Annotated in this window: 15 protein-coding genes and 1 riboswitch; of the genes, 11 read left to right on the plus strand and 4 right to left on the minus strand. The window is 66.4% G+C overall.

The window, feature by feature from the left end; translation table 11 throughout:
* Positions 1–11: 11 nt before the first annotated feature.
* Positions 12–108, minus strand: a riboswitch (TPP riboswitch).
* Positions 109–140: 32 nt separating this feature from the next.
* Positions 141–1,277 carry a phosphotransferase enzyme family protein gene (locus QQA13_RS05045; RefSeq protein WP_108473111.1) on the minus strand — a complete coding sequence of 379 codons (1,137 nt, stop codon included), beginning with the start codon at positions 1,275–1,277 and terminating at the stop codon, positions 141–143.
* Between the two features lie 142 nt (positions 1,278–1,419).
* On the opposite strand from QQA13_RS05045, the gene QQA13_RS05050 reads away from it, so the two are divergent.
* The 4 genes from QQA13_RS05050 (at position 1,420) to QQA13_RS05065 (ending at position 4,145) form a co-directional block, all read left to right on the plus strand.
* Positions 1,420–2,313 carry an AEC family transporter gene (locus QQA13_RS05050; RefSeq protein ID WP_108473164.1) on the plus strand — a complete coding sequence of 298 codons (894 nt, stop codon included), beginning with the start codon at positions 1,420–1,422 and terminating at the stop codon, positions 2,311–2,313.
* 71 nt (positions 2,314–2,384) lie between these two features.
* Positions 2,385–2,972, plus strand: coding sequence for a response regulator (locus QQA13_RS05055; RefSeq protein WP_108473112.1), 588 nt, complete (start codon positions 2,385–2,387; stop codon positions 2,970–2,972).
* A 54-nt stretch (positions 2,973–3,026) separates the two neighbouring features.
* Positions 3,027–3,401, plus strand: a complete 375-nt coding sequence (locus QQA13_RS05060; protein WP_199909886.1) for an RNA-binding S4 domain-containing protein — start codon at positions 3,027–3,029, stop codon at positions 3,399–3,401.
* 93 nt (positions 3,402–3,494) lie between these two features.
* Entirely contained in the window at positions 3,495–4,145 is a 651-nt protein-coding gene (locus QQA13_RS05065) for a response regulator (RefSeq protein WP_108473114.1), read from the plus strand.
* A gap of 10 nt (positions 4,146–4,155) precedes the next feature.
* Here QQA13_RS05065 and QQA13_RS05070 read toward each other — a convergent pair whose 3' ends face one another.
* The 3 genes from QQA13_RS05070 to QQA13_RS05080 form a co-directional block, all read right to left on the minus strand.
* Positions 4,156–5,598: a catalase gene (locus tag QQA13_RS05070; protein WP_108473115.1), complete on the minus strand. Its 1,443-nt coding sequence runs from the start codon at positions 5,596–5,598 to the stop codon at positions 4,156–4,158.
* Positions 5,599–5,791: 193 nt separating this feature from the next.
* Positions 5,792–8,407 carry a DNA mismatch repair protein MutS gene (gene mutS / locus QQA13_RS05075; protein WP_234411400.1) on the minus strand — a complete coding sequence of 872 codons (2,616 nt, stop codon included), beginning with the start codon at positions 8,405–8,407 and terminating at the stop codon, positions 5,792–5,794.
* Positions 8,408–8,724: 317 nt separating this feature from the next.
* Entirely contained in the window at positions 8,725–9,366 is a 642-nt protein-coding gene (locus QQA13_RS05080) for a TetR/AcrR family transcriptional regulator (RefSeq protein WP_108473117.1), read from the minus strand.
* A 265-nt stretch (positions 9,367–9,631) separates the two neighbouring features.
* Here QQA13_RS05080 and QQA13_RS05085 point away from each other — a divergent pair, with 265 nt between their 5' ends.
* From QQA13_RS05085 to QQA13_RS05115, 7 genes are all read left to right on the plus strand, one after another.
* Complete coding sequence (locus QQA13_RS05085) at positions 9,632–10,786, plus strand: acyl-CoA dehydrogenase family protein (protein WP_108473118.1); 1,155 nt, start codon at positions 9,632–9,634, stop codon at positions 10,784–10,786.
* A 49-nt stretch (positions 10,787–10,835) separates the two neighbouring features.
* Complete coding sequence (locus QQA13_RS05090; protein WP_108473119.1) at positions 10,836–12,041, plus strand: acetyl-CoA C-acetyltransferase; 1,206 nt, start codon at positions 10,836–10,838, stop codon at positions 12,039–12,041.
* 13 nt (positions 12,042–12,054) lie between these two features.
* Positions 12,055–14,205: a 3-hydroxyacyl-CoA dehydrogenase NAD-binding domain-containing protein gene (locus QQA13_RS05095; RefSeq protein WP_108473120.1), complete on the plus strand. Its 2,151-nt coding sequence runs from the start codon at positions 12,055–12,057 to the stop codon at positions 14,203–14,205.
* Entirely contained in the window at positions 14,202–15,239 is a 1,038-nt protein-coding gene (locus QQA13_RS05100; protein ID WP_234411401.1) for a CaiB/BaiF CoA transferase family protein, read from the plus strand. Before QQA13_RS05095 ends, QQA13_RS05100 begins: the two co-directional genes overlap by 4 nt.
* A gap of 45 nt (positions 15,240–15,284) precedes the next feature.
* Positions 15,285–15,587: an SCP2 sterol-binding domain-containing protein gene (locus tag QQA13_RS05105; RefSeq protein ID WP_286042570.1), complete on the plus strand. Its 303-nt coding sequence runs from the start codon at positions 15,285–15,287 to the stop codon at positions 15,585–15,587.
* 81 nt (positions 15,588–15,668) lie between these two features.
* Positions 15,669–17,255, plus strand: a complete 1,587-nt coding sequence (locus QQA13_RS05110) for an AMP-binding protein (protein WP_199909887.1) — start codon at positions 15,669–15,671, stop codon at positions 17,253–17,255.
* A complete protein-coding gene (locus tag QQA13_RS05115) occupies positions 17,213–17,356 on the plus strand; it encodes a hypothetical protein (protein WP_199909888.1) in 144 nt (47 codons plus the stop codon). Before QQA13_RS05110 ends, QQA13_RS05115 begins: the two co-directional genes overlap by 43 nt.
* Positions 17,357–17,396: the final 40 nt, after the last annotated feature.

A 17,396-nucleotide genomic window follows, 5' to 3' on the forward strand; every position in this document is an offset into this window, starting at 1 on the left:
GTCGCGAGGACAGGCTGGATCTGCAAGCTCCCTACGCCGGTACTAACCGGGTCAGGTTCCAAGGGACTCTCTCAGCCCGGCTTTTGCCGGGCACCCCCGCTTCAAGAACGTCTATTGAACCACGAATCGCCGCGGGATGGTCAGCCGGAGTTGCGGATGGCCTGCAGCAGGGCCTGGCCGGCGGGCGTGTGGAACCACCCGGCATGCCCGCGCAGGAAGGTGTCGTAGGCCACGTCGGCGTTCGCGCGCGAGTGCGTGATGGCGTGGAAGTACTCCACCTCGGACAGCGCGAAATCCACGTGCACCAGCGGCAGCAGGTCGGCCAGCAGGTGCAGGTCGGCCGCCTGCAGCGGACGTTGGCGGCGGTAACCCTCGATCAGCGCATGGGCGATGCCGGGATGGGCGGCATCCAGGCCGGTGTCGAGCGCGAGCCAGGCGATCGCGTTGCGCTCGATCGCGGTGGCGAGGTCGAACAGTACGAAGTTGGCGGCGGCGAGGCCGAAGTCGAGCACGGCGCTGATCCGCGCGTCGCTGCCGCCGTCGCTCCAGCACAGGTTGGAGACGTGCCAGTCGCCGTGGGTCCACCGTTGCGCCTGCTGCGCCAGCCGTGGCTGGGCGGCGGCGTGCCACGGAGCGAGCAGTTCGGCGAAGTCGCGCGGCCAGTCGCGATCGCGCAGGTAGTCGGCCAGGCCCGGGCGCTGCGGCAGCTGCGCGTGCAGCGCGGCGACGGGATCGGGTGCGGCGATCAGCTCGCTGCGCGCGACCAGGATGTGGGTGTCGCGCTGGGGCGCGCGGTAGTCCGCGGCCGCATCGTGCAGCGCGGCCAGCATGCGGCCGGCGGTGCGGGCATGGTCGAGGTCCGGCAGCGGTTGCCACGAGATCGCCTCACGGTACAGGTCGATGCCGGCGGCCTGCTCGTGCACCTCGTAAACCCAGTCGCCGGATGCCACCGCGGTCTGTCCGTGCGTATCGCGCAACACCGCCGGGAGCGGCATGCCGCGGTCGCGCAGGTGCGCGATGAAGCGGTGCTCCTCGGCGAGCGTGGCGGCCGAGCGCACGCTGCGGTGATGGCGCTTGACGAAGACGGTGGCGTGCGCCGTCTCGACCAGGCACGCCGCAGACAGCGGGCGTGGGCTGTGCCAGGCGATTCGGGTCAGTGCGCCGAGTGCCGGATAGTCGCGCAGGACGGCCTCGACCTTGCCGGCGGTCAGCGGCGGCCAGTCCGGCGGCGTGTTGTCACCGGCCAGCCCGTGGGCGAGGTGGAGCGGGTCGTTCATGGAATGGCGAGGCGTCCGCAGGCGGGGCAGGCCGTGGATTATCCCCGAAAGGGCAGCGCGTCACGTCCGGGTGTCGTCGGCACGCGGCGCGCCATCCCTATAATGGCCGACTTTCCCCGCGGTACCCCGTTCCATGAGCGCGATGTTGCTGCTGTTCGTCTGCCTGATCCTCGGCACCCTGGTGGCGCGCTACGCGAAACCGCCGGCGGGGATCGTGCCGGGCATCAACTGGTGGGTGCTCAACGTGGCGTTGCCGGCGTTGGTGCTGGAACTGATCCCGAAGCTGAAGTTCGATTCGCAGCTGTGGTTCCCGGTGGCGGCGATGTGGCTCACCTTTGGCGGCGCGTGGCTGCTGTTCGGACTGCTCGGGCCGCGCCTGGGCTGGTCGCGGCAGCGCACGGGGGCGCTGATCCTGGTCTGCGGGCTGGGCAATACGGCGTACATGGGTTACCCGATGATCGAGGCCCTGCACGGCAAGGCGGGCCTGGCGCTGGCGGTGGTGGCCGACCAGCTCGGAGCGTTTCCGGTACTGGCGTCGGCCGGCATCGTGGTGGCTTCGGTGTATTCGGGACGCACGCTGCAGCTGCGCCTGATCGTCCGGCGCATCGTCACGTTCCCGGCGTTCGTCGCGCTGGTGGTGGGCGTCATCGCCGGCCTGTGCGGTGGCTGGCCCGAGGTTTTGAATGGCGTGTTTGCACCGATCGGCGCCACGCTGACGCCGCTGGCGCTGTTCTCGGTCGGCCTGCAGTTCAAGTTTCATCCGGGCCAGCGGCAGCTTGGCGCGGCGAGCTGGGGGCTGGGCTGGAAACTGCTGCTGGCGCCGCTGGCATGCTGGGCGATGGGCGCGGCTGCCGGTGTCGACGGGCTGGTGTTGACCGTCGGCGTGTTGCAGGCGGCGATGGCGCCGATGGTGTCGGCGACGATCCTGGCCGACGAATACGGGCTGGAACCGGCGCTGGCCAATACCGTGCTGGGCGCCGGCATCGTGCTGTCGCTGCTCACCATCCCGCTGGGCAACCTGCTGCTGGGAGCCTAGAGCAGCTTGCGTCCGGCCCGCGCTGCACCGAGACTAGCGCCGGAATCTCATGGGCAGGGGGAGCTCGTGTCATGGCCGCTTTCGAACTGATCAAGCGCATGTTCGGCGATCACGGCGAGCGCCGTGCGGTGCCGCGCAGCGGCGAGCCGAAGGAAGCCTGCGTGCTGGTGGTGGACGATTCGCCGACCATCCGCGCGGTGCTCGGCAAGATGCTGGCGCAGAACCGCCACGTGGTGCTGAAGGCGGCGGACGGCGAAAGCGCGCTGGAGATCGCGCGGGCGGAGCTTCCCGACCTGATCTTCCTCGACATCGTGATGCCCGGCATGAGTGGCTTCGTGGTGTTGCGCACGTTGCGCCACGATCCGCTGACCCGCGACATCCCGATCGTGATGATCAGCGGCAACCTGCAGGCGACCGAGGAGTTCTACGTGCAGCGCTTCGGCGCCGACGATTTCATGAAGAAGCCGTTCGGCCGCGGCGAGGTGTTCGCGCGCATCGAACACCTCACACGCAGCGGCCGCCTGGTGGTGCGCCAGCGGGCGGAGGCGGAAAAGATCCTGGCGGAGCCGGAGTCCGGCGCGGCCGGGCACGACGCCATTCCGGACATCGCGATGCCGGACCCGCACGACATGGTGGTGCCGCCTGCCGGGCAGGACTGAACTGCGCGCGATCGCGCGATAATCCGCGCGATGAGCAAGCCTGCCACCTCTCCGATGACTGACGTGCGTGTCGACGTGTGGCTGTGGGCCGCGCGTTTCTTCAAGACGCGCAGCCTGGCCAGGCAGGCGATCGACGGTGGCCACGTCGATGTCAACGCGATGGGTTGCAAGCCGGCCAGGCCCCTGCATGCGGGCGACCGCTTGAGGATCAGTCGTGGCGAGGAGCGACTGGAAGTCGAGGTGCTGGCATTGTCCGGCAGGCGCGGCCCGGCCAGCGAGGCACAGGCGCTGTACGCCGAGACCGAGGCCAGCCGGGTGGCGCGCGAGCTTGCCCGCGAGCAGCACCGCCTGGTCGGTGCAAGTGGCCCGCCCAAGCGCCCGGACAAGCAGGCGCGGCGCGAATTGCGACGGCTCAGAGACAGACGCTGAGCAGTGCATCGCAGAATGCCGGCCGGATCTGCGGGAATATCCATGCCAATCCAGAGGGTTGGCGCCGCCATCCCATCAGACCGGAGGGCTCGCATGGACGGACACGCACTGATGAATGGCCTCGGTTTCTTCAAGCGCCTGCTGGGTAGCCATGCGACTGACGCGGCTCGCGACGAGGCGCATCCGCAGACCGCGCTGGGCGCCCGCATGCTGGTGGTCGACGACTCGCCCACGATCTGCGCCGTGCTCGGCAAGATGCTGCGCCAGGATGGCTACGCCGTGCTCAAGGCCACCGACGGCAAGGAGGCGATCGAGCTGGCCCGCAGCGAGCGACCGGCGCTGATCTTCCTGGACATCGTGATGCCGGGGATGAACGGGTTTGCCGTGTTGCGCGCGCTGCGCCACGACCCGCTGACCCGGGACATTCCGATCGTGATGATCAGCGGCAACCCGCAGGCGACCGAGCAGTTCTACGTGCAGCGCTTTGGCGCCGACGACTTCATGCAGAAGCCCTTTGATCGCGACGAGGTCTACCTGCGCATCGGCCAGCTGGTGCAGTCCGGACGTCTGGGCGGCCGTCTGCCATTGGCACCGGTGCCCGTCGAGGCGCTGCCGGCACTGGCCGCGGAACTGTCGGCCGATGAGCTGGCCGACATTCCCGACATCGCGATGCCCGACGCGGAGGTCACGCCGCACCTGGCTGGCGTGGCCCCGTTGCAGGTGGTGCACGGTCCCGGTAGCTGACGGCTCGCTTTCAGAGCGTCAGCCCCAGCGCCTCCGCCACGCCTGCCGCGTAGGCCGGGTCGGCCTTGGCGAAGTGGCCGAGCTGGCGGCGCACGATGTCTTCCGGCACACCCTGCATCGCCGCGGCGATGTTGTCGAACAGCTGCTGCTTCTGATCGTCGCTCATCAGGCGGAACAGGTCGCCGGGCTGGGTGTAGTCGTCGTTGCCGGCGCGGTGGTCGTAGCGGTCGGCGTCGCCGGAGATCTTCAGCGGCGGTTCCTTCACCGACGGATCCTCGACCGGGCCGCCGAACGAGTTCGGCTCGTAGTTCACGCTGCCACCGCCGTTGTCGCCGTAGCGCATCTGTCCATCGCGCGCGTAGTTGTGCACCGGGCAGCGCGGCTGGTTCACCGGCAGCTGGTCGTGGTTCGCGCCGAGCCGGTAGCGCGCCGCGTCGGCGTAGGAGAACAGGCGGAACTGCAGTACCTTGTCCGGCGAGAAGCCGATGCCAGGCACCACGTTCGCGGGCGAGAAGCTGGACTGCTCGACCTGGGCGAAATAATTGTCCGGGTTGCGGTTCAACTCCATCATGCCGACCTCGACCAGTGGGTAGTCCTTGTGTGGCCATACCTTGGTCAGGTCGAACGGGTTGTACGGGGTTTTCTCCGCGTCGGCCTCGGGCATCAGCTGTACGTACAGCGTCCACTTCGGGAAATCCTTGCGCTCGATGGACTCGTACAGGTCGCGCTGGTGCGATTCGCGGTCGCCGCCGATCAGCTTCGCCGCCTCGGCGTTGCTGAGGTTCCTGATGCCCTGCTGCGTCTTGAAATGGAACTTCACCCAGTGACGCTCGCCGGCTTCGTTCCAGAAGCTGTAGGTGTGGCTGCCGAAGCCGTGCATGTGGCGCAGCGTGGCCGGGATGCCGCGGTCGCTCATCAGCGTGGTGATCTGGTGCAGTGATTCGGGCGACAGCGACCAGTAGTCCCACATCGCGATGGCGTTGCGCATGTTGCTGCGCGGGTCGCGCTTCTGCGTGTGGATGAAGTCGGGGAACTTGTACGGGTCGCGGATGAAGAACACTGGCGTGTTGTTGCCGACCAGATCCCAGTTGCCTTCCTCCGTGTAGAACTTCAGCGCGAAGCCGCGCACGTCGCGCTCGGCATCGGCCGCGCCGCGCTCGCCGGCCACGGTGGAGAAGCGCGCCAGCATCGGCGTCTGCGCACCCGGCTTGAATACCTTGGCGCGGGTGTACTTCGTGATGTCGTGGGTGATGGTGAGCGTGCCGAACGCGGCAGAGGCCTTGGCATGCACCACGCGTTCGGGGATGCGCTCGCGGTTGAAGTGCGCATGCTTCTCGAACAGCGCCACGTCCTGCACCAGCAGCGGGCCGCGCGGGCCGGCGGTGAGGCTGTTCTGGTTGTCGGACACCGGGGCGCCGGCGTCGGTGGTCAGCGTCTTGCGGTTCTGGCTCATGGCGGGCTCCTGGGGTGATTCGCTGTCCGGTCAATCTACGCAGGCCTGACGATCAATGGAATTCGAATGTTTCGATGTGGTCGATAGTCCATGACTATGGATTAGGCGGCTGTTCCCGGATCCGGCGGGCCAGCATCGCCGATCAGACGTGAGCGCAGGGTGGTGGTGACCAGCGGCATGGCCGCCGCCGCGGTCAGCCCAGCTGTTTCAGGCGGTACAGCGCTTCCAGTGCCTCGCGCGGGGTCAGCGCATCCGGGTCGATTTCTTCCAGCGCGCGTTCGGCGGCGGAGGGCTGCGCCGGGGCGAACAGGCCCAGTTGCGGCGAGGATTCGGTGGCCGACGCGGGCGTGCTGGCGTGCTGGTGCATGCCGCGCTCGAGCTCGGCCAGCGTGCGCCGCGCCTCGGCGATCACTGATTTCGGCAGGCCGGCCAGCGCGGCCACCTGCAGGCCGAAGCTGCGGTTGGCGGGGCCATCCTTCACCGCGTGCATGAAGACCAGTTGCTCGCCCTGCTTCTTGTCGTGATATTCCACGGCGTCCAGGTGCACGTTGGCGATCGCCGCGAACTCGCCGGCCAGTTCGGTCAGCTCGAAATAGTGGGTGGCGAACAAGGTGTAGGCGCGGCTGTGGCGCGCCAGGTGCACGGCGGCGGCGCGCGCCAGCGACAGGCCGTCGTAGGTGCTGGTGCCGCGGCCGACCTCGTCCATCAGCACCAGGCTGTCGGCGGTGGCGTTGTGCAGGATGTTGGCCGTCTCGCTCATCTCCACCATGAAGGTCGACTGGCCGCGCGAAAGGTCGTCGCCGGCGCCGATGCGGGTGAAGATGCGGTCGATCGGGCCGATCACCGCGCTCGCCGCCGGCACGTAGCTGCCGATGTGGGCGAGCAGCACGATCAGCGCGTTCTGGCGCATGTAGGTGGATTTGCCGCCCATGTTCGGGCCGGTGATCACCAGCATGCGGCGTGTGTCGTCGAGCTTCAGGTCGTTCGGCTCGAACGGCTCGTCGCGGACTTTCTCGACCACCGGATGACGGCCGCGCTCGATCGCGATGCCGGGCTCGTCGGTGAGTTGCGGCGCGCTCCAGTCCAGCGCCTCGGCGCGTTCGGCCAGGGTGGCCAGCACGTCGAGTTCGGCCATCGCGACGGCGGCGGTTTTCAGCGGTTCGAGTTTTTCGGTGAGCATGTCGAGCAGCGCCTCGTACAGCGCGCGTTCGCGCATCAGCGAGCGTTCCTTCGCCGACAGCACCTTGTCCTCGAACGTCTTCAGCTCCTCGGTGATGTAGCGCTCGGCGTTCTTCGTCGTCTGCCGGCGCGTGTAGTGTGTGGGTGCCTTGTCCGACTGCGCGCGGCTGATCTCGATGTAGTAGCCATGCACGCGGTTGTAGCCGACCTTGAGCGTGGGGATGCCGCTGGCGGCTTTCTCGCGTTCCTCCAGTTCGACCAGGTACTGGTCGGCGTGGTTGGACAGTCGGCGCAGTTCGTCGAGTTCCGCGTCGTAGCCGTCGGCGACCACGCCACCGTCGCGCTGCAGCACCGGCGGTTGCTCGACGATGGCGCGGGCGAGCAGGGTGGCGGTGTCTGCGTGGTTGCCGATGCGTTCGACCAGAGTGTGCAGCAGCGGGCTGTCCAGACCGTCGATGCGCTGCTGCAACTCCGGTGCAGCCAGCAAGCCATCGCGCAGTGTCGAAAGATCGCGCGGGCGCGCCGAGCGCAGTGCCACGCGGGCGAGGATGCGCTCGAGATCGCCGATGCCGCGCAGCTGCTCGCGCAACGGTTCGCCGCGGCGGCTGTCGATCAGCATGCCGATCGCCTGGTGGCGTCGGCGCAGCACGTCGCGCGAGCGCAGCGGTCGGGTCAGCCAGCGGCGCAGCAGGCGCGCGCCCATCGGCGTCACCGTCTCGTCGAGCACGCCGAGCAAGGTGTGTTCGGTGCGCCCGCTGGGGTGGGTGTCCAGTTCCAGGTTGCGCCGCGTCGCCGCGTCCAGCGCGATCGTCTCGCTGGCGCTTTCCACCGCCATGCCGGTGAGATGCGGCAGCGCACTCTTCTGCGTTTCCTCGACGTAGCCGAGCAGGCAGCCGGCGGCGGCGACCGCCAGCGGCAGCTTGTCCACGCCGAAGCCGCCGAGGTCGCGGGTGCCGAAGAAACGGTTCAGTTCGCGCCGCGCCGCGTCGCTGTCGAAATGCCACGGCGGCCGCTTGCGCAGGCCGGGCAGGGTGCTGACCAGTTTTGGCCAGGGGACGTCTTCGCCGACCAGGGTTTCGGCCGGCTGCAGCCGCGCCAGCTCGGCGGCCAGCGCCTCGGCGTTTGGCACTTCGCTGAGCAGGAAACGGCCGCTGGACAGATCGATCCAGGCCAGCCCACAGGCGCCATGCGCACCGGCCGCGATCGCCAGCAGCAGGTTGTCGCGGCGCTCCTCCAGCAGCGCCGCGTCGGTCACCGTGCCGGGGGTGACGATGCGCACCACCTTGCGTTCGACGATGCCCTTGGCCAGCGCCGGGTCGCCCATCTGCTCGCAGATCGCCACCGATTCACCCAGCCGCACCAGTCGCGCCAGGTAGTTTTCCACCGCGTGGTAGGGCACGCCGGCCATCGGGATCGGCGCGCCGCCCGACTGCCCGCGCTGGGTCAGGGTGATGTCGAGCAGCCGCGCCGCTTTGCGCGCGTCGTCGTAGAACAGCTCGTAGAAATCGCCCATGCGGAAAAACAGCAGCACGTCCGGGTGCTCGGCCTTGGCCGACAGGTACTGGCGCATGCCTGGAGAGTGGGAGGCGATCCACGCGGCCTGGTCCGTGTTTTCAACTTTCTCGATCATTTCGATATTTTTGCTTGCGTTGTTTTTGTGCAGATCGGGTCGTCAGCGTTTTTGCTCGCCAATGGCTTTGGGAAACGCAACGTGGTGTCCAGGCTCATGCTTCATGAAAAACAGGAGCCCTGGACGAACTCCTCATTGAACCACGGATAGCGGTCAGGTCAGGTGCCAGCGCTGGCCGACCATGTTGGCAACGCATGGTCAGTTGCGTTGGCCATGCGCACAGGGTACCCGCGGCTCGCTTTACGGCTTCTCGATCTACGAATACGGAGTTCGATCCAGTGGCAGGGTAGTCGCCACGTCGAGGCCCGGCGTCGAGCTCAATCCGCCGACATCGCCCGCCACAGGATGTGGAACAGCTCGCCGAACTGATCTGTAATAGGTTGCTTGTCGGCACGCACGATGTGCATCAGCCCGACCCGGCCGAGGATGCCCATGAACACGTCCAACAGCACCTTGCTGGAGACGCGGTTGTTGAGCACGCCGCGTGCCTGACCATCCTTCAGCACACCGAGGAACGCGCCCATCAGCTCCGGGCTTTCGTAGATGCGGATGTTGCGGTGGCGGGAGGCCGGGATGGCGGTGACCAGCAGCATCATCACCGCCGGATGCTTGTCCATGTAATCCAGGAACACCCAGCAGGTCTTGCGCAGGCGTTCGCGCGAGTCGTCGATGCCTTGCAGGTGGTCGATCATGCGATCGGCCAGGCGCACCAGCATGACGTCGAGCATGGCGTAGACCAGTTCTTCCTTGCTGCCGAAGTATTTGTAGATGGTCTGCAGTGACACGTTCGCCGAGCGGGCCACTTCTTGCAGGCTGACTTCGTGGAAGTCGCGGATGGAAAACAGCTCCAGCACCGCCTTCTCGATGCGGTTGAGCGTGTCGGCGCGCATGCCGCTGAGGATGTCGCGGCGGTCGATGATGGTGGAGGCTGGATCTGGCTTGGCTGGGGTGGTCGTCATGCACGCGTCCTGGGATAGCGGGATTTCCGCGATGGAAATGAATGTTACCAAATAACCGGGAAATAGCCCTTATCCGGTGTGATCTCTTGCCTTTCATGGGGCAGCTACACACTATGGGATCGTAGCAGTTCACCATGATTGCGTGATTGTTGGCTTCTTCGACCGGCCAAGCTTGCCACCGTTGTCGAAATGGTAATGATCGTTACCAATGCTTTCAGAAGGGCCGCCCGCCGATCCTGCCCGGCCCGTATCGAGGAGACACCCCTTGGCCATACAGAACTTCCCCGCCGCCTGGATGACGGACGAGCACCGCATGCTGCAGGAGTCCGCCACCCGCTTTTTCAAGGAGCAGTGGGTGCCGAAGGATGAGGCCTGGCGTGAAGCCGGCATGATGGATCGCGAAGCGTGGGCGCAGGCGGGCGTGAACGGCTTTCTGTGCGCCTCGGTGCCGGAGCAATACGGTGGCGCGGGTGGCGACTTCGGCCATGAGGCGGCGCTGCTGTACGCCCAGGGCGAGTCCGGAATGGCAGGCTTTGGCGGCTCGGTGCATTCGGGCATCGTCGCGCAATACATCCTGCATTGCGGCACCGAGGCACAGAAGCGGCGCTGGTTGCCGCGGATGGCTACCGGCGAGCTGATCGCCGCCATCGCCATGACCGAGCCGGGTACCGGTTCGGATCTGCAAGGTTTGCGCACGCTGGCGGTTCGCGAAGGCGACCGCTATCGCCTCAACGGCAGCAAGACCTTCATCAGCAATGGCCAGCTGGCCAACCTCGTCGTGGTGGCCTGCAAGACCGACAAGGAGCAGGGCGCGCAGGGCATTTCGCTGCTGGTGGTGGAAACCGACGACGCGGAGGGATTTCGACGCGGGCGCAACCTCGAAAAAATCGGCATGGAGTCGCAGGACACCTCCGAGCTGTTCTTCGATGACGTGCAGGTGCCGGCGGACAACCTGCTGGGTGGCGAGGAAGGCCAGGGTTTCTTCCAGATGATGCAGGAGCTGCCACAGGAGCGGCTGATCGTGTCGGTTGCGGGCATCGCCACGATGGAATTGGCGATGCAGGTCACCCTGGCCTATACCAAGGAGCGCAAGGCGTTCGGCAAGCCGATCTTCGCGTTCCAGAACACCCGCTTCAAGCTGGCCGAATGCCAGGCGCTGTTGCTGGCGTCGCGCGCATTGGTCGACGCGGCGATGGTGGCCCATCTCAAGGGCGAGCTGGGCATCGATCGCGCCGCGCTGACCAAGTACTGGGTCACCGACAACCAGTGCAAGCTGGTCGACGAGTGCCTGCAATTGTTTGGCGGCTACGGCTACATGAAGGAATACCCGATCGCGCGCCTGTGGGCCGACTCGCGGGTACAGCGCATCTACGGCGGCACCAACGAAATCATGAAGGAACTGGCCTCGCGCTTCCTTTGACGCGCGCGCCTTTCCGTATCACCCATCGACTCCCAGCGAAGGATTTCCCATGACCGAGGCCTATATCTACGACGCCGTGCGCACCCCGCGTGGCAAAGGCAAGAAGGACGGCAGCCTGCATCAGGCCACGCCAGTGTGGCTGCTGCGCACGCTGTTGCAGGAACTGCAGCGGCGCAACCAGCTCGACACCGCGCTGGTCGACGACGTGGTGCTGGGCTGCGTCACGCCGGTCGGCGAGCAGGGTGCGGATATCGCGCGCACCGCCGTGCTCGACGCCGGTTGGGCGCAGAGCGTGGCGGGGGTGACGTTGTCGCGTTACTGCGGCTCGGGCCTGGAAGCAACCAACATGGCGGCCGCCAAGATCGTTGCCGGCATGGAAGACATGGTGGTCGCCGGTGGCGTTGAATCGATGAGCCGCTGGGCGATGGGCAGCGACGGCGGCGCGTGGTTTATGGACCCACGCGTCAACAGCGCGCTGGGCTTCGTGCCGCAGGGCATCAGCGCCGACCTGATCGCCACGCTCGAGGGTTTCAGCCGTCAGGACCTGGATGCTTTCGCTGCCGAATCGCATCGTCGCGCTGCGCTTGCGCAGGGCGAAGGGCGTTTCGGCAAATCCATCGTCGCGGTGAAGGATCTCAACGGCATGCTGCTGCTGGACCGAGACGAGACGATCCGTCCGGGCAGCTCGGTCGAATCGTTGGCCAAGCTCAATCCCTCGTTCGAACAGATGGGCCAGATGGGTTTCGACGCCACCGCGATGGCGAAATACACCACGGTCGAGAAGATCCACCACGTCCACCATGCCGGCAATTCGTCGGGCATCGTCGATGGCGCCGCGCTGCTGTTGCTGGGCAGCAAGGAAGCCGGCATCCGCGCCGGCCTGAAGCCGCGCGCCCGCGTGCGCATGGCATCGGTGATCGGTTCCGAACCCACCATCATGCTGACCGGCCCGACCGCGGCCTGTCGCAAGGCGCTGGGCAAACTCGGCATGACGCCGGCCGACATCGACCTGTGGGAAATCAACGAGGCATTCGCCACCGTGCCGATGAAAACCGCGCGCGATCTGGGCGTGTCGCTGGATCGGGTCAACGTCAACGGCGGCGCGATCGCGTTGGGTCATCCGCTGGGTGCAACCGGCGCGGCGATTCTCGGCACGGCGCTGGATGAACTCGAACGCCGCGACCAGAGCACCGCGCTGGCCACCTTGTGCATCGGTGCCGGTATGGGCATCGCCACCATCATCGAACGCGTCTGAGGAGGCTCGCACCATGACTTCGAACAACCCTGTCACCCTCGAGATCGACGCCGACGGCATCGGCCTGGTCATCTTCGACCAGCCGGGCCGCGCGATGAACGTGCTCAACCCCGACCTGGTCGTGCCGTTCGCCGCCATCGTCGAGCGGCTGGAGCAAGAGGACGCCATCAAGGGCCTCGTGCTCACTTCCGGCAAGTCGACCTTCATCGTCGGTGCCGACATCGATCAGCTCACCGCGATCACCACCGCCGAGGAAGCCTTCAGCCTCTGTGAAGACCTGAAGGCGCTACTGCGCCGGATCGAAAAGTGCAACAAACCGGTAGTCGCTGCGCTCAACGGCACCGCACTCGGCGGTGGCCTGGAAGTGGCGCTGGCCTGCCATGCACGTTTCGTGCTGGACGATGCCGCGCTCAAGCTGGGCCTGCCCGAGGTCAAGCTGGGCCTGCTGCCCGGCGGTGGCGGCACCCAGCGGCTGCCGCGCATGATCGGCATCCAGAAGAGTTTTGAACTGATTACCCAGGGCACCGAACTGCGCGCCGCCGAGGCCAAGGGCCTGGGTCTGGTCAACGACATCGCCGCCAGCCGCGAGGAACTGCTGCAGAAATCGCGCGCGTGGTGCGTGGCCAATCCGCGTGCCGTGCAACCGTGGGACAAGCAGGGCTTCCGCATTCCGGGCGGCGACAGCAAGCATCCGGGCGTGGTGCAGTTGCTGGCGATTGCACCGTCCATCGCCAATGCCAAGGCGCACGGCAACTACCCCGCGATCGGCCACATCATGTCGTGCCTGTTCGAAGGCTGCCTGCTGGACTTTGATTCGGCCTGCCAGGTGGAGTCGCGCTACTTCGCTGCCTGCGTGGTATCGCAGGAATCGAAGAACATGATCGGCACGCTGTGGCACCAGCTCAACGCGATCAAGAAGGGCCAGTCGCGCCCGGCCGGCGTGGCGCCGTCCAGGGTGCGCAAAGTCGGCATCCTCGGTGCGGGCATGATGGGTGCCGGCATCGCCTACGTGTCGGCCAAGGCCGGCGTCGACGTGATCCTGCTCGACACCACGATCGGGAACGCCGGGAAGGGCAAGGCGTATTCGCAAGGCCTGCTCGACAAGGCCATTTCGCGTGGCCGCAGCACACCGGACAAGCGCGACGCCTTGCTGGCCAGGATCACGCCGACCACCCGCTACGAAGACCTGCAAGGCTGCGATCTGGTGATCGAGGCGGTGTTCGAGGATCGCGCCATCAAGGCGGCCTGCACGCAGAAAGCCGAGGCGGTGATCGCTGCCGATGTGGTGTACGCATCCAATACCTCCACCCTGCCGATCACCGGCCTGGCCAAGGCCAGTGTGCGTCCGAATAATTTCATCGGCCTGCATTTCTTCTCGCCGGTGGACAAGATGCCGCTGGTCGAGATCATCGTCGGCGAGCAGACCTCGGACGAAACACTGGCGCGCGGTTTCGACTACGTGCTGCAGATCGGCAAGACCCCGATCGTGGTCAACGACAGCCGCGGCTTCTACACCTCGCGCGTGTTTGCCACCTACGTGATGGAAGGTCTGGCGATGCTCGGCGAAGGCGTGCATCCGCGCTCGATCGAGGCGGCCGGCATCAAGGCCGGCATGCCGATGCCGCCGCTGGCGCTGCAGGACGAGGTCTCGCTGAGCCTGTCGCTGCATGTCGCCGACCAGACCCGCAAGGATCTGGCCGCCGAAGGCAAACCGCTACCCGAGCATCCGGGCGAGCCGGTGCTGCGCATGGTCGGTGGCACGCACCAGCGCCTGGGCAAGAAAACTGGCAAGGGCCTGTACGACTACGACGGTCGGGACAAGCATTTGTGGCCGGAACTGACTCGGCTGTATCCGACCGCGCCCAAGCAGCCCACGCAGCAGGAACTGATCGATCGCCTGATGTTCGTGCAGGCCAACGAAGCGGCGCGCTGCTTCGAGGAGAACGTGGTGCGCTCGGTGGCCGACGCCAACATCGGCTCGATCTTCGGCTGGGGCTTCGCGCCGTTCCACGGTGGCGCGCTGCAGTTCATCAACGCGATGGGCGCGGCACGTTTCGTGGCGCGTTCGCGCGAACTGGCCGAATGCTACGGCGCGCGCTTCGCGCCCACCGACATCGTGGTGAAGCAGGCCGCCGCTGGCGGGCACTTCGAGGGTGCGGCGTGAGCGCCGATCACGACCCCCTGTCCGGTCTCCTCGCTGGGCTGCTGGTGGTCGATCTGTCGCGCAACCTGCCGGGGCCGTTCTGCACGCGGATGCTGGCCGATCTCGGCGCGGCGGTCATCAAGGTCGAGCCACCGGAAGGCGATCCGACCCGTCCACTCGGGCCGTTGTTCGAGGCGCTGAACCACGATAAGGAATGCCGCCGCCTTGATTTCCGCCAGCCGGCCGACCTCGACCGGTTGCGCGAGTGGCTGGCGGAGGCCGAGGTCATGGTCGACAGCTTCCGCCCGGGCATCCTGTTGTCGATGGGGCTGGATTTCGACCGGCTCAAGACGATCAATCCGAAGCTGGTGATGGTGTCGATCACCGGCTACGGCCAGCACGGCGACTGGTCGCAACGCGCCGGGCACGACCTGAATTTCATGGCCATGTCGGGCGCGCTCGACCAGATGCGCGCATCGACCGGCGAGCTGGCCTTGTCCAACGTGCAGTGGGGCGACATGGCCGGTGGCAGCTCGATGGCCTGCATCGCGATTCTCGCAGCGGTGTTCGATGCGCAGCGTCGCGGTCGTGGCCGGCATATCGACATCAGCATGACCCACGGCGTGCACGCGCACCTGATCCTGCCCAAGGCTACCTCGTCTTTGTTCGCGCCGATGCTGGGTCGCGCGCCCGGCGCGGGCGAGGATCTGCTCAACGGCGGCTTGCCTTGCTACAACCTCTACACCACCGCCGACGGCCGCCAGCTGGCGGTGGCGGCGCTCGAATTCAAATTCTGGAAAGCGGCCTGCGCGGTGTTCGAACGACCCGACTGGGTCGAACGGCATTGGCAGCGCGGACAGATGCCCGGCACCGACCAGAACAACGCGTTGCGCGAGGAAGTCGCTGCGCTGGTGATCACGCAGCCGCTGGCGTACTGGGCGGAACGTTTCGAAACCGCCGATGCCTGCGTCACGCCGGTGCTGACGATGGCCGAAGCCCAGGCCCATCCCCTGTTTACCGACGGCTCCCGGGCGCAAGCCTGGGCCGCCGTCTGATTCCTCCATCCCCTCAGAGAGACCGATGCCATGAGCGCACTCGAATTGCTGCACAAGCTGCCCCTCGCGATCAATCCGCAGAGCACCGCCGGGGTGGATCGCACCATCCAGTTCAACATCAGCCAGCCGGCTTACGTGGTGATCCGCAACGGCGCGTGCGAAGTGACGGAAGGAAGCGCTGAAAACGCCGACCTCTCGTTGAAGATGTCTGACGACGACTTGGTCAGCCTGCTGACCGGCAAGCTTGATGGCATGGCGGCGATGATGACCGGCCGGCTGAAGCTGCAAGGCGACATGGGGCTGGCGACGCAACTGAGTCGCTATTTCGACGCCAGCAAATTGCAGTGATCGAATCGTGCGCATGCCGATGTGCATCGTGCACAACGCGACCCATCGGTGGACGCTGCACCGTGCGAAAGGGGAATCGTGATGGTTGAGGCCAACGTACCGACGTTGCTGCATCAGTTCCAGGTGTGGGAGCGCGAACGGCCGGACGCCATCTATCTGACCCAGCCCTTCCCCGATGGCAGCGTGGTCGATTACAGCTGGGCCGAGGTCGGCCTGCAGGCGCGATGCATGGCGGCGTACCTGCGCTCGCTGCAGCTTCCAGCAGGCAGCAGCATCGCGATCCTGGGCAAGAACAGCGCGCACTGGATCATTGCCGACCTCGCCATCATGATGGCCGGCCACGTCAGTGTGCCGATGTATCCCACGCTCGGTGCCGAGACGGCGCGCTACATCCTCGACCACAGCGAGGCACGGCTGCTGTTCGTGGGCAAACTCGACGGCAGCAGCGACAACTGGCCACAGATTGAAAAAATGCTTCCACCGGACCTGCCGCTGCTCGGCCTGCCGATGACTCCGCGCGCCGACATCCCGCAGTGGGAGGACCTTGTCGCCCGGCGTGCACCGCTGCAGCCAGTGCATGACGCGCTGCCCGAGGAGTTGTGCTCCATCATTTACACCTCAGGTAGTACCGGGCAGCCGAAAGGGGTGATGCACAACTATCGCAGCATGATGGCGCCGGGGCCCGCCTTCACCGAAATGATCGTGATCACCCGCGAGGACCGGTTGCTGTCGTATCTGCCGCTGGCGCATGCCGCCGAGCGCGCCATCGTGGAGTCCAGCTCGCTGTACGTCGGACTGCATGTGTACTTCTGCAACAACATGGACAGCTTCGTGCACGTCATCCAGCGCGCGCGACCGACGATCTTCTTTTCGGTGCCGCGGCTCTGGACCAAGTTCCAGCAGGGCGTCAATGCCAAGCTGTCGCCGTCGAAGCAGCGACTGCTGTTTGCGTTGCCGCTGGTCTCGCGGCTGGTCAAGCGAAAGATTCTCCGTGGTATGGGCCTCGACCAGGTGCGCGTTGCCATCACCGGCTCGGCGCCACTGGCCGCCGACATCATCGCCTGGTACCGCCGGCTCGGCCTGACCCTGCTCGAGGGCTACGGCATGAGCGAGAACCTCGCTGTTTCACACAGCTGCCGCCCGGGTGATGCGCGGATCGGCTACGTCGGCACCTGCCTGCGCGGGGTTCAGGCGCGGATCGCTGGCAATGGCGAAGTGCAGGTCAGGAGTCCGGGCCAGATGATGGGTTATTACAAGCTGACGGAACTGACCGCACAGGTCATGTTGCCCGACGGTTTTTTCTGCACCGGCGACCGCGGCGAAATCGACGCGGCCGGTCGCCTGCGCCTCACCGGTCGGGTCAAGGAGTTGTTCAAGACGGCCCGTGGCAAATATGTCGCGCCGGCGCTGATCGAGAACGAGCTCTGCAACCATCCAAGACTGGATAGCGCCTGCGTCACCGGGCCGGCCAGCCGCAACCGTTCGCGCTGCTGCGGCTGGCGCCGGAAGTACAGCAGGCCGTGGGTACCGATCCCGGTCTGCGCCATACGCTGGACGCCGAGCTCGCTACACTGCTGGAGCAAGTCAACGCGAACGTGGAACACCACGAACAGCTCGGGTACGCGGTGGTCGTCAAGGACAGCTGGACCACCGAAAATGGCCTGCTGACGCCGACGCTGAAGATCAAGCGCCAGGCGATCGAGGATCGCTATCTGGGCAACGCCGGCGCATGGCTCGCGATGGACCAGAAAGTCATCTGGGAAAGGTAATCGCGCCAGTCGCTCCGGTGCTCGGCAGTCATTGGCCGCC

The sequence above is a fragment of the Rhodanobacter thiooxydans genome, from assembly GCF_030291135.1.
GTDB classification, from domain to species: domain Bacteria; phylum Pseudomonadota; class Gammaproteobacteria; order Xanthomonadales; family Rhodanobacteraceae; genus Rhodanobacter; species Rhodanobacter thiooxydans_A.